At 69.2% G+C, this 12,953-nt stretch carries 10 protein-coding genes; 5 read left to right on the forward strand and 5 right to left on the reverse strand.

The features are described 5' to 3' along the window. Position 1 precedes the first annotated feature (1 nt). Entirely contained in the window at positions 2-1,021 is a 1,020-nt protein-coding gene (gene murB / locus BMZ38_RS08170; protein WP_091336554.1) for a UDP-N-acetylmuramate dehydrogenase, read from the forward strand. Between the two features lie 66 nt (positions 1,022-1,087). On the opposite strand, the gene BMZ38_RS08175 is transcribed toward murB, so the two are convergent. Further along, positions 1,088-1,843: a Bax inhibitor-1/YccA family protein gene (locus BMZ38_RS08175; RefSeq protein WP_091336221.1), complete on the reverse strand. Its 756-nt coding sequence runs from the start codon at positions 1,841-1,843 to the stop codon at positions 1,088-1,090. Positions 1,844-1,894: 51 nt separating this feature from the next. After that, on the reverse strand, positions 1,895-3,139 hold the full coding sequence (locus tag BMZ38_RS08180) for an MFS transporter (RefSeq protein WP_091336223.1): 1,245 nt from the start codon (positions 3,137-3,139) through the stop codon (positions 1,895-1,897). A gap of 605 nt (positions 3,140-3,744) precedes the next feature. On the opposite strand from BMZ38_RS08180, the gene BMZ38_RS08185 reads away from it, so the two are divergent. The 3 genes from BMZ38_RS08185 to BMZ38_RS08195 all read left to right on the forward strand — a co-directional run bounded on the left by BMZ38_RS08185 (position 3,745) and on the right by BMZ38_RS08195 (position 7,455). Then, a complete protein-coding gene (locus BMZ38_RS08185; RefSeq protein WP_091336226.1) occupies positions 3,745-6,132 on the forward strand; it encodes a DUF3772 domain-containing protein in 2,388 nt (795 codons plus the stop codon). A 19-nt stretch (positions 6,133-6,151) separates the two neighbouring features. Then, complete coding sequence (locus tag BMZ38_RS08190) at positions 6,152-6,967, forward strand: helix-turn-helix domain-containing protein (RefSeq protein ID WP_091336228.1); 816 nt, start codon at positions 6,152-6,154, stop codon at positions 6,965-6,967. Positions 6,968-7,038: 71 nt separating this feature from the next. Next, positions 7,039-7,455: a VOC family protein gene (locus BMZ38_RS08195; RefSeq protein ID WP_091336229.1), complete on the forward strand. Its 417-nt coding sequence runs from the start codon at positions 7,039-7,041 to the stop codon at positions 7,453-7,455. A gap of 42 nt (positions 7,456-7,497) precedes the next feature. On the opposite strand, the gene BMZ38_RS08200 is transcribed toward BMZ38_RS08195, so the two are convergent. From BMZ38_RS08200 to BMZ38_RS08210, 3 genes are all read right to left on the reverse strand, one after another. Then, positions 7,498-9,129: an alpha/beta hydrolase-fold protein gene (locus BMZ38_RS08200; protein WP_091336231.1), complete on the reverse strand. Its 1,632-nt coding sequence runs from the start codon at positions 9,127-9,129 to the stop codon at positions 7,498-7,500. Positions 9,130-9,176: 47 nt separating this feature from the next. Continuing rightward, positions 9,177-10,859, reverse strand: a complete 1,683-nt coding sequence (locus BMZ38_RS08205; RefSeq protein WP_175483705.1) for a serine hydrolase — start codon at positions 10,857-10,859, stop codon at positions 9,177-9,179. Positions 10,860-10,930: 71 nt separating this feature from the next. Next, entirely contained in the window at positions 10,931-11,914 is a 984-nt protein-coding gene (locus tag BMZ38_RS08210; RefSeq protein ID WP_139202400.1) for a TolB family protein, read from the reverse strand. A 140-nt stretch (positions 11,915-12,054) separates the two neighbouring features. On the opposite strand from BMZ38_RS08210, the gene BMZ38_RS08215 reads away from it, so the two are divergent. Further along, positions 12,055-12,876 carry a DUF72 domain-containing protein gene (locus BMZ38_RS08215; protein ID WP_091336232.1) on the forward strand — a complete coding sequence of 274 codons (822 nt, stop codon included), beginning with the start codon at positions 12,055-12,057 and terminating at the stop codon, positions 12,874-12,876. Positions 12,877-12,953: the final 77 nt, after the last annotated feature.

The following is a 12,953-nucleotide window of genomic DNA, read 5'->3' on the forward strand; positions in this document are numbered from 1 at the left end:
CATGGGTGGCTACACGCTGATCGAGAACGCACCGCTGGCCGCCCGCAACACCCTGCGCGTGGCCGCCCGTGCAAGGTTGCTGGCCGAAGTGCGTGATGCAGCCAGGCTGCCCGAGCTGCTCGATTTCCCCGCCGTGCGCGATCGCCCGCTACTGGTGCTGGGCGAAGGCAGCAACCTGCTGCTCACCGGCGACTTCGACGGCACGGTCGTGGCCATGGCTACCCGAGGCGTGCAGGTCGAGCAGGACGGCGAGGTCGCGCGCATCGCCGTGGCCGCGGGCGAGCGCTGGGACGACTTCGTACGCTGGACGCTCGGCCAGGGCTTTGCGGGGCTGGAAAACCTGATCCTGATTCCGGGCACGGTCGGCGCCGCGCCGATCCAGAACATCGGTGCGTACGGCACCGAGGTGGCCGAGTTCGTCGAGAGCGTGGAAGCCTGGGACCTGCACGAACGCCGGGTCGTCTCGCTGGACAACGCCATCTGCGCGTTCGCCTACCGCTACTCGTTGTTCAAGCGCGAGCCCGGCCGCTATATCGTCACCGCGGTCCGCTTCGCCCTGCCCCGCCAGCGCGAGCTGCGCACCGACTACGCAGGCATCGGCGAGGAACTGGCGCGCATGGGCGTGGACAAGCCGGCGCCCTTCCACGTCGCCGAGGCGGTGGTGCACCTGCGTACCCGCAAGCTGCCCGATCCGGCGGTGATCGGCAACGCGGGCAGTTTCTTCAAGAACCCCATCGTCGGGGCGGCGCTGGGCGAGTCGCTCAAGCGCGAACACCCGGGATTGGTCGCCTGGCCCGGCACGGACGGCCGCTGGAAGCTTTCGGCCGCGTGGCTGATCGAGGCCGCAGGCTTCAAGGGTTACCGCGAGGACGACGCCGGCATCTCCAATCGCCATGCGCTGGTGCTGGTCAACCATGGCCACGCCAGCGGCGCGCAGCTGTGGGCGCTGGCACAACAGGTGATTGCGGGAGTCCAGTCCCGGTTCGGCGTACGGCTGGAGCCCGAGCCGGTGGTGGTCTGAGGCGACGCGAGATCCCCAAAAGCAAGAGGCCGCGCATCGCGCGGCCTCTTGCTATCGAGCGAAACCTTATCGGCGCGCTTTCGACAGCAGCCGAAGGATCTCCATGTAGAGCCACACCAGCGTCACCATCAGCGCGAACGCGCCGTACCATTCCATGTACTTCGGCGCACCGGCCTGCGTGCCGCGTTCGATCAGGTCGAAATCCAGCGCCAGGTTGAATGTCGCCAGGCCCACCACCAGCAGGCTGAATCCGATGCCCAACATGCCGGACTCGTGGATGAAGGGGATCTGGATACTGGTGAAGGCACGCAGCCCGATGTCCACCAGGTAGAGCAGCACGATCGCGCCGGTGGCGGCGACCACGCCAGTGCGGAAGCGGTCGGTCACCTTGATCACGCGCGTGCGGTAGAGCACCAGCATCACCGCCAGCACACCGGCGGTCAGCATGACCGCCTGCAACACGATGCCGTGGTAGCGCAGTTCCATGAAGGAGGAGATGCCACCCAGAGCGAAGCCCTCGGCGATCGCGTACAACGGTGCGGTGATGCCAGACCATTGGCGCAGGAACGTGCTGGCCAGCGCCAGCACGAAACCGACGATCAGGCCGCCCCACATGAAGGGCGCGATGGCCGCGAACGCGCCGGCCACGTCGCCCGCGGCGGCCAGCGTGTCGAAGCGGTGCCAGGTCCAGCCGCCGGTGACCACCGCCAGCAGGAGCAGCAGGCCGGTCTTGGCCACGGTGCCGTTGAGCGTCATGCGGTCGCCTTCGGCGAACAGGCCCTGGAAGGTGCTTTCGCGAAGTACGGGGTTGCTGGAGCGCATGGATTCCCTCTCTCTGGTGGCATGCCGCGCGAGGCGCGGCCTCATCTCATGCTAGCGCGTCGGGGGCGCTTCGCCGAGCGCGACGGCCTTGCGCGGCCGATCCAGCTCCGGCAGGAACACCGTGATCAGGCCCATCAACGGCAGGAACGCGCACAGGCGGTAGACGTATTCGATCCCTCGCACGTCGGCGATCGCGCCCAGCACCGCCGCGCCGATGCCGCCCATGCCGAAGGCGAAACCGAAGAACAGCCCCGAGACCATGCCCACGCGTCCGGGCAGCAGCTCCTGTGCGTAGACCAGGATGGCCGAGAACGCCGAGGACAGCACCAGGCCGATCACCACGCTGAGCATGCCGGTCCAGAACAGGTTGGCGTGCGGCAGCAGGAGCGAGAACGGCGCCACGCCGAGGATCGAGATCCAGATCACCCACTTGCGTCCGATCCGGTCGCCCACCGGTCCGCCGATCAGCGAACCGGCCGCCACTGCGGCCAGGAACACGAACAGGTGCGTCTGCGCGCTCTGCACCGACACGCCGAAGCGATGGATCAGGTAGAACGTGTAGTAGCTGGAAAGGCTCGCCAGGTAGAAATACTTCGAGAAGATCAGCAGTCCCAGGATCAGCAGCGACAGCAGCACACGGTTGCGCGACAGCGTCACGTGCGCATGGTATCGGCGGGCCGCGCCCCGCGTCGCATGATGGGCGCGGTACCAGCCGCTTACACGCAGCAGCACGGCAATCGCCAGCAATGCAGCCAGCGAGAACCAGGCCACGCTGCCGCGCCCATGCGGCACGATGATCCATGCCGCCAGCAGCGGCCCCAGCGACGCCCCGGTATTGCCGCCGACCTGGAACAGCGATTGCGCCAATCCGTGCCTGCCGCCCGAGGCCATCCGCGCCACGCGCGACGACTCCGGATGGAACACTGACGAGCCGGTGCCCACCAGCGCAGCGGCCACCAGCAGCAGCGTGAAGTTCGGTGCCACCGCGAGCAGCAGCAGCCCGCACAGGGTGAAGCCCATGCCCACCGGCAGCGAGTACGGCATCGGTCGCCGGTCGCTCGCCAGGCCCACCAGCGGCTGCAGCAGCGAGGCGGTGAGCTGGTAGGTCAGCGTGATCAGGCCGACCTGGGCGAAGCTGAGGTCGAAGCCGCTTTTCAGCACCGGGTAGATCGCCACAATCAGCGACTGGATCATGTCGTTGAGCAGGTGCGAAAAGCTGATCGCACCGAGCACGGCGAAAGCGGTGCGCGGCTCCGCCGACGCGGTGGCGGCGAGGGGTTCGACGCGGGTTTGCATGGGGCAGGCGGTCCGGGGAACGCGGCGTGGGAGCCGCGGCGCGCACTCTAGAACCTGGGGCGGCCACAGGAAAGGGCCGCCCATCCCACTTGCGACTCTCCCGACCGGATCCGGCGGCAAACCGCCGCGCCCTGGTTCAAGCAGGGAAGTCAGCGGCGCGCGCCGAATTCCTCCGCCGCACGGCTGGCCCGCAGGCGCGCCGTGCGTATGGCAGCAGCCAGGCGCCCGCCCAGGCCGGATGTCCGCTTGGCCCGCTTGCGCTTGCGCGGTGCACGGTTCAGATCCGGTCGCGCGCCGCGCCTGCGAGCCGACGCATGCATGGTCGGCAGTCCGCCGCGGGCCGGGCCACCGTACGCGCCTGGAACACGCTCTTTAGCCCCTTGGCGTGCACTGGCCGTACCAACGCGAGCAACCCGGGCCGGATCGCCGGCGCACTTCGAATTCGTCGTTCCGGACATGGGATCCCCCGCAGCTGGATGTCCATGCTGCGCAGCGGCGCGTGAAACGACAGGCAAGGCTCCGTTCGCTGCGCCCTTGGGGCCCAAGGCGCCGGCCATTCAGCCATCCTGATTGACCGCCTGCAGACACGCCCGGATGATGCCCGGATGCCCATCCTGCGACGCCTCCTGCTCTGCCTGCTGCTGGCCGGCATTCCCTCACTCCACGCGCAGGATGCGCCGGCCGGTGCGGCCACCTCCGCGGTGTCACCCGCACAGGCGCTGAACGACCTGCGCGGCCGGCTCGACGACATCAAGGCCGCGCTCAAGAACAAGCCGGACGACCACGCGCTCGCCGACCTGCGCACCGCCGCATTGGCCGTGCAGGACCAGGCCGAGCAGCTCGCCGCCACACTCGCCCCTCAGATGGACAGCCTGGACGCACGGCTGGCCGTGCTCGGCCCTGCCCCGGCCAAGGGCGCGCCACCCGAAGCTTCCGAGGTGGCTGCGCAACGCCGGCAACTGGACAAGGCCAAGGCCGACCTCGACGCACAGATCAAGCAGGCACAACTGCTCGGCGAAGAGGGCATGCAACTGGCGACCCAGGTGTACGGCCTGCGGCGCGACCAGTTCCAGGCGCAGTTGGCCTCGCGCACGGCGACACCGCTGAGTGCCACCTTCTGGGCGGACCCGGCGCGTTCGCTGCCCGACGACCTGGCACGCCTGAAGCGGTTGCGCTCGCACGTCGCCGACGCCTGGCACGACGCCTGGCAACCACCCGACCGCCTGCCGCTGCTGCTGTGCCTCGGCGCGGCCCTGCTGCTGCTCGTCGCCTGGCACCCGCTGCTGGAACGCCTGCTGTACCTGCTTGCCGCGCGCGCCATGCCTGATGGGCACCTGCGCCGCAGCGCCACTGCGGTCGGCATCGCCCTGGCGTCGGTGCTTGCCTATGGGCTGGCAGCGCAGCTCGTGCGCACGGGGCTGGACTGGAACGAGATGCTCGACCCGGGCCTGGATGAGCTGGCCCATTCGCTGGTGCGGCGGGTCTGCTTCGCGGCATTCGTCGCCGGACTGGGACGCGCGCTGCTGTCGGTGTCGCATCCGACCTGGCGGCTGCCCACGCTCTCGAATGCCGCGGCACGGCGCCTGCGCCTGTTCCCCGGCTTGCTGGCGGCGGCCACCCTGCTGCTGGGTGTGGTCGACCGGGTGAACAGCGCCATCGGTGCCAGTCTGCCGGCGACCGTGACCACGCGCGGCCTGCTGGCACTGGTGATCAGCGGCCTGGTCGGCGTCGCGCTGCAGCGCCTGGGCCACGCGCGACGCGCGCTGCTTGCAGCCGGCAGCGCACCGGCACAGCGGCCGCTGTGGGTCGGCGCACTGGCAGGTGCCGCCGGGCTGGGCGCCATCCTCAGCTGGATCGCCGTGGCGCTGGGCTACATCGCGCTGGCCTACTTCATCGCCACGCGGATGTTGTGGATCGGCGTGCTGATCGCGGCGCTCTACCTGCTCCTGCATCTGGTGCACGACCTGATCGCCACCCTGCTCGACCCGGCCGGGCGCAGCGGGCAACGGCTGCAGGCGGCCTTCGGGCTGCCGCCCCGGACGCTGGAGCAGGCGTCCACGGTGCTTTCGGGAATCAGCCGCGTGCTGATCGCACTGCTGGCGATCGGTGCGCTGCTGGCCCCCTTCGGCACCGACCCGCAGGAGCTGGTCGCGCGAATGGGCCAGCGCTTCGGCAACCTCACGCTAGGCCAGCTGACCATCGACCCCGGCACCGTGTTCGAGGCGCTGGCGGTGTTCGTGCTCGGGCTCCTTGCCGTGCGCGTGTTCAAGCGCTGGCTGGGCGAACAGCTGCTGCCCCGCACCACGCTGGAACCGGGCATGCAGAACTCGGTGGTCACCCTGCTCGGCTACGTCGGCGGCGTGCTCGTGTTCGCGCTGGCGCTGGCCGCGCTCAACGTGAGCCTGCAGAGCATCGCCTGGATCGCGAGCGCCTTGTCGGTCGGCATCGGCTTCGGCCTGCAGGCGATCGTGCAGAACTTCATTTCCGGCCTGATCCTGCTGGCCGAACGGCCGGTGAAGGTGGGCGACTGGGTGAGCCTGTCCGACGTCGAGGGAGACATCCGCCGGATCAACGTGCGTGCCACCGAGATCCAGCTGTGGGATCGCTCCACCGTCATCGTGCCCAATTCCCAGCTGATCACGCAGAACGTGCGCAACGTGACGCTGGCCAACGCGCAGGGCCGCGTGCAGATCAAGCTGCCGATGCCGCTGGACACCGACGCCAAGCGCGCGCGCCAGATCATCCTGGACGCTTTCCTCGGGCACCCGGCGGTGCTCCACACCCCGGCGCCGGGCGTGCAGCTGGAATACGTCGACACGCTGGGTATCCATTTCGTGGGGACCGGCTACGTGCCGAGCCCGCGCGAGGTCGGCGGCGTGCGCAGCGAACTGCTGCTGGCGATCCTGGAGCAACTGCGCAGCGAGAACATGTCGCTGATCCGCCCGCAGGAGATGCGCATCCACCGCCTGCCCGATCCGGGCGAGACGGGCTGAGCACGAGACGGAGGCGGCCATGGCATTGCACCAGCGCGTGCCCGCCCCGCCGCTGGACGCGCTGGTGGAGAAACTGTGGGACTGGGACATGCCGCCCGCCCCGCACCGTTACGAGCGCGTGCTGCCCCAGCCGGGCACGCAGCTGATCATCAATCTCTACGAGGACCAGACGCGCATCTACACCGACGACGCCGAGCGCCGCTGCCTGCGTTCCTCCGGCAGCGTGCTGGGCGGGCCGCAGCTGTGCAGCCAGATCATCGATACCGCCGAGCAGATCCGCGTCGTTGGCGCGGTGTTCCGACCGGGCGGCGCGGGTGCGCTGACCGGCGAGGACATGGCCGCGCTGGAAGGCCGCGACGTGGACCTGACCGACCTGTTCGGCCACCAGGCGGCAGCGCTGCGCCAGCGCCTGCTGGAGACGCCGCAACCGCTGCACCGGCTGGCGCTGCTGGAACGTTGGTTGCGCCAGCGCATGCGCCTGCCGTGCGTCGAACCCTCCGTCGCCCATGCGCTGGCCTGGCTGGAGTGCGCACCGCAGGCGGCGCGCATCGGCTGGCTGGTGCGGGAAACAGGCGTGTCCGAACGCAGGCTCGGCCGGCTGTTCCGCCGCCAGGTCGGCTACGGGCCCAAGCAGTACGCACGGCTGCTGCGCTTTCGTGCCGTGGTGGCCCAGGTGCACGGCCACCTGCGCGTGGACTGGGCGGACGTGGCGGCCGCTGGCGGCTACTGCGACCAGGCCCACCTGGCGCACGAGTTCCGCCGTTTCGCCGGCATCACGCCCGGCGCATTCGTGGCCCTGCAGGGCACCTATCCCAACCACCTGGCGCTCGACTGAGCGGGCGGAAATCTACAAGACCCCCCTGCCGCCGACGGTATAGATTCCTGCCTTCCGACAGGAGAACCACGATGAACCGAGGACCCAGCACCATCATCCCCTGCCTGCGCTACCGCGATGCCCACGCCATGATCGACTGGCTGTGTGGCGCGTTCGGTTTCGAGAAGCACGCGGTGTACGAGGACGACCAGGGCGGCGTGATGCATGCCCAGCTGGTCTACCAAGGCGGCATGCTGATGCTCGGCAGCGTGCGTGAAGACGGCTTCGGCCGCTTCATGGCGCAGCCGGACGTGCTGGGGGGACGCGAGACCCAGTGCGCCTGCGTGACCGTGCGCGATTGCCGCGCGCATTACGAGCGGGCGAAGGCGGCCGGGGCGCAGATCGTGGACGAGTATGCGCAGAAGGAGTACGGCGGGGCCGGGTACGGCTGCCGGGATCCGGAAGGCCACCTGTGGTGGTTCGGAAGCTATGACCCTTGGGCTGGATGACGACCAGCTCCCTCTCCCCGGACGAGGAGAGGGAGCACAAGCCTAGGGCGCTACTGCCACGCGCCTGAGCTTCGACGCCGGCCGCGCCACCGCATACATCTCCCACGCCATCTGCTTGAGCAGGCCTTGACGATCCTTGCCCTGCACGTACAGGTCCATGTGCGTGCGGCCTGGCAGGAAGCGGAAATCGGACTTCGCGCCCAGGCCATCCAGCACCGCCTTGAGCTTGTGCGCCGCGCCGTCCAGGTAGAACGTGTCCGCCGTTCCGACGACCAGGTGGATCTTGCCGTCCAGGTCGGGCTTGAGCGCCGGCCAGTGCTCCTTGAGGCGGCGGGCGATGTCGTAGTGGGCGCTCCAGTAGGCGACCACCACCGGGTCGACGTCACCGGTGGCGCGATCGAACATCGGCATGGGCCGACCGTCGGCGCCGCGGGGCGAGAACACCCAGTCGAACGAGGCCATCTGGCCGCCGTAGGGTCCCAGTACGCGTTCCAGGCGTGCGAAGTCCTCGTAGTCGGCGATCACCTTGCCCTTGTCGCGCACCAGCGGATACCGGGTACCGTCCGCGCGGCGGTAGACGTTGGCGTGCGGCGCGTACAGATCCACCCCGGTGAAATCGTGGAAATCGCTGGGGTCGGGCGAGGTCGACCAGGTACCGCCGAACACCGTCGGGTAGCGCGTCTGCAGCCACAGCGTGGCCCAGCCGCCGGAGGAATGGCCGGTGAGGAAGCGGCCCGAGGAACGCGCATCCATGCGGTACTTGCCTTCCAGGGCGGGAATCAGTTCGGTGGTGAGCGCCTGTCCCCAAGGGCCGTTGTTCACCGAGTCGGCGAACTCATGGGTGCCGGTGGGACTGGATTCGTCCAGCACCACCCAGATCATCGGCGGCAGCTGCTGCTCGGCCATCGCACCGAAGACCATCGCCGCGGTGCCCGCCTGCGTGTGCAGGTCCCCGCCGAAACCGTGGGTCTGGTAGACGGTCGGATAGGTGGCGCGGCTGGCAGGGTCGTAGCCGGGTGGCAACACCACCCAGCCGCGCATGTGGACCGGCCGGCCCCAGAACGCCGTGAGCGCGGGACTGACGAAGTCGATCGGCTGCACCTGCTCGCGCGCCTGCGCCAGGTGCTTCTTCGTGGTGTCGCTCAGGTAGCGCGTGGGCAGGTCCCACAGCGCCGTCGTGGGCAGGGTTTCGGTGAGCGCCAGCACCGGCGCCCGGGGGCTGGGTAGGTGCACCTGCACCACCGCGCTCACCAGGTCGCCGCCGTTGCGCCCGTGGTAGTTGTAGTCGTGCTGGGGATCGAGCACGGCCTGCACGAGGTAGTCGCCCGGCGGCAGCTTCGAGAACGCCGAAGGAAAGGCCTGGTCGTCGGCATCCAGCAGCAGGTTGGCGCCGGGCGCCAGCCGATCGACCTCGCGGGCGGCGACGGCGGTCTGCTTCGGAGCGAACGGGCTGCTGTCCACTTCGGTCACCTTGCCATCCTTGACGGCGGCCCTTGCCGCCTTGGCCCCGGTGGCGAACAGCAGCAACCGTCCTGCCATCGGCCTCGACGCAGCGGCCGGCAGGCTGACCTCGAAGAGCTGGTGTGTCGCCGGCGCTGCGTCGCGCGCGCAGGCAACGGGGGCCAGCAAGCCGATAAGCAGCAGCGCCAAGGCGCCGCGGACTGGATGGAACATGGCAAGCGCTCCCTTGCAAAAGGGGCCGGTCTCACGGCCCGGGGTGGTCAGTCAGACGATCCGTCGTGTTCCTTCAGCACCGGCGCCAGGCGCAGGTCCTGGAAGTCGAAGCTGAAGTCGGTCAGCGGCGAGATCGGTTCCATGCGTGCCTCGCGCACGTGTCCGTCCTGGTCCAGCGCGAAGGTGACGAAGGCGTCGGCGTTGAGCGTGCGGTCGTCCCAGCGCACGGTAAAGGTGTCGTGCTGCCAGGGCGTCATGGTGCCGACCAGTTGCGGGGTGTGGCTGAAGCGCATGCGCAGCTTGCCGCCCTCGCGGCTGACGACGACGTCGCCGTACCAGGGGTCACGGTAGGTACCGGCGTAACCGGCCAGCGGCAGCGAGGGCCTGCTGTTCTTGTCGCGCGCCGCCTGGTGTTTGGCCATGCTGTCGTCGGCCTTGGCCTGGGCGTGCTTGACCGCCTTGTCGTAGACGGCCACCCAGTCGGTCTTCTTGCCTGGGTTGAGGTAGGCATCGAGCACGCGGTAGGTGACCGCATTGAAGGCCGCGCCGGACTCGGCGTTGGTCAGCACCACCACGCCCAGCTTCAGTTCCGGCACCAGCGTCACGCGCGTGACCATGCCCGGCCAGCCGCCGGTGTGCCAGACCAGCTTCTTGCCCTGGTAGTCGGACAGGAACCAGCTCTCGCCGTAGCCGAAGAAATCGGGCGTCAGCGGGGCGAGCTCCGGTACCGGCGGCTTGTTGATCTGGATCGGCGTGAGCATCGACCACATCTGGTGCTGGCTCTTCTCCGAGAACAGGCGCCGCGGCTTGCCGTCGGCGCCGGTGGTCGGCAGCTCGCCGCCGGCCAGCTGGACGTTCATCCACTTGGCCATGTCGTGCACGCTCGAGTAGATGCCGCCGGCGCCCGGGTCGTTGAGCCAGGCCATCGGTGGTACGGGCTTCAGGTCCTTGAAGTCGGCCTTGGCGTGGCCGGTGGCGACGTCCATGCCGGGCTTGAGGTAGGTCTTGTCGATCAGCGACTCGTCCATGCCCACCGGCTTGAAGATGTGCTCGCGCACGTAGTCGGCATAGCTCTGGCCAGAGGCCTGCTCGATCACCAGCGTGGCCACCGCGAACAGGATGTTGTCGTAGGCGTAGCCGGCGCGGAAGCTGTTCTTGATCGGCACCTTGGCCAGGCGCTCGACGACGTCCTTGGTGGTATAGCTGGTCGGCGGCCAGTACAAGAGATCGCCCGCACCCAGTGACAGGCCGCTGCGGTGCGCCAGCAGGTCGCGGATGCGCATCTCGTGGGTCACGTAGGCATCGGACATGCGGAACCACGGCAGGTGCTCGATCACCCGGTCGTCCATGTCCAGCTTGCCCTGCTCGGCCAGCTGCTGCATCGCCGCGGCGGTGAACGCCTTGGTGTTCGAGGCGATCGCGAACAGCGTGTGGGCGTCGACCTTGTCGCTCTTGCCGAGCTCGCGCAGGCCCCAGCCCTGCTCCATCACCACGTGGCCGTCCTTGACGATAGCCACGGCGATGCCGGGCACGTCGAATGTCTTGCGTGCGCTGTCGACGTAGGCGCCGAAGTCGGCCAGTTGCGACGGCGGCAGCGGCCGTGCGGTATCCCCGGTGGAGACCGGCGGCGGCAGCGGTCGCTGTACTGGCGTCTGCGCCAGGACGCCAGTGCTGGCAAACAACCATGCGCAGGCCGCGGCCAGGCGTACCGAAAGAACAGGCTGGATCATCGAAAGGCTCCACTTGAGAACGGCCCACTATCGCGACAAAACCGCCGCGACGCCACCCTGCCCGGTCCGCTTCAACGGGTCTGCGCGATGTGGGCGTCCACCCAGGGCGCCAGCGGGATCGACCACAGGTTGTCCAGGCCGTTGTCCCACGCCGCCATGCGGGCCATGTCCTGGCGGCCCTGCGCGGCGGTCCGCGGGTAATGCACCGGGATGCCCCGCGCGCTGGAGAAATAGAGCGTGCGGTGGTCCGGGCCGAGGTGCGAAGCCCACGGGGAGCCGTGGTTCACCTCGTCGCCCAGGTCGATCGGCGCGCCCCAGCGGTTCCCCTCGCGGAAGGCGATGTAGAGGCGGTCCGGTGCGTCCTTGCCGGCGTAGTTGGCATCGAACACGAGAAAGGACTCGTCCGGTGCGACGGCAGGATCGAGCTTGTGCGCGCCGCCATCGCCAAGCGCAACCTCCACCGGCGGCTGGTAGCTGCCGCCACGGTACTGCGAACGGAACAACCGGAAATCGCCGTCCGCCCCCGGACGCTGGAAATACACGCTGCCGTCCGCGGCGATGCTCGGCGCATAGGTGCGGCTGCTCGCGTTCACCGTGTCGGGCAGGCGCACCGGCTCGCCCCAGCCGCTGCCCTTGCGGTCGACGCGCCACAGATGCCCACCGGAGCCCGCCGCGACCTTGCCATCGGCCAGCACTGCATCCAGCGCCTTGCCGCCGGGCCGGTCCGGCCGGTTGGAGCTGAAAATCACAAACGAACCGTCCGGCGCCATCGCCGGGTCGTGGTCCAGCCAGCGGCCGGAAAACGGCGCGACCTCCGGCGTCGACCAGCCGTACGCGGTCCGGTGCGCGACCAGGATGGCCGCGTTGGGCCAGCGCACCCGATCGAAGAACACCGTATCGCCGTCGGGCGTGAACGCGGCCGAGTCCTCCGCCGCGGGGCCGGAGATGACGCCCGGCGCGAAGATCTGCGGTCGCACGGGAGCCGCCGCAGCGGCGCAGAACGAAAGGGAAGCACAGACGCACACGGCCAGCAGTCGCACAGTCGTCGGGGACATGCTCGTTCCTTGGGGTTGGGAGACATCGGTGCGGCACAGATACGCCTGCTCCGCGGGCCGGGCGCGTGCCGCAAGTCACTCACGCATGCCTCCACGGCGGCGTGCCAAGATGCGCGCGCCTTGCCGCCGGAGCCCAAGCCATGCCGCCCGCCATCGCTGCACCTGTTTCCCCGATCCGCGTCGGCATCGGCGGCTGGACCTTCGCCCCCTGGCGCAACAACTTCTATCCGGCCGGTCTGGTGCAGCGGCGCGAGCTGGAATACGCCAGCCGCCAGCTACGCGCGATCGAGATCAACGGCACGTTCTACGGCGCGCAGAAGCCGGCCACCTACGCCAAGTGGGCGGCAGAAACACCGGAGGGTTTCGTATTCGCACTGAAGGCCCCGCGCTACGTGGTCGAGAGCAGGAAGCTGGCGGGTGCCGGCAAGGGCATCGAGGCCTTCGTGTTCGGCGGCATCGAAGAGATGGGCGACCGCCTGGGGCCGATCAACTGGCAGCTCGGCCCCTCGCGACCGTTCGACGCGGACGACATAGCCGGCTTCCTGGATGCCTTGCCGCGCGAGCTCAACGGCCGCCCGCTGCGGCACGTGCTGGAGGTGCGCCACCGCAGTTTTGCCAGCGAACGCTACGTCGAGCTGGCCCGCGCGCACGACGTGCCGACCGTGTTCACCGACGCTGCGCAATATCCCTCGTTCGCCGATCTCACCGGCGCATTTGTGTATGCCCGGCTGATGCGCAGCGCCGCCGACGAACCGGACGGTTATCCGCCCGACGTGCTCGACGCATGGGCGCACCACGCACGCGCATGGGCACGTGGCGAGGACCCCGCGGCGTTGCCGCACGCAGGCGCCATGCAGCCGGGCGGTACGCCGCGCGAAGTGTTCATCTTCTTCATCAGCAGCGCGAAAGAGCGCAATCCGGCGGCCGCCATGGAGCTGCAGGCGCGCATCGGCAAGGCCTGAGCCACCGGCCTGAGGCGATGTTTACAGCTGTTTGCCCCGGGCGTCACGGCGCCTGCGGCAGGCTGGAAGGGTCGTCA

This window comes from Frateuria terrea (genome assembly GCF_900115705.1).
GTDB lineage: Bacteria > Pseudomonadota > Gammaproteobacteria > Xanthomonadales > Rhodanobacteraceae > Frateuria_A > Frateuria_A terrea.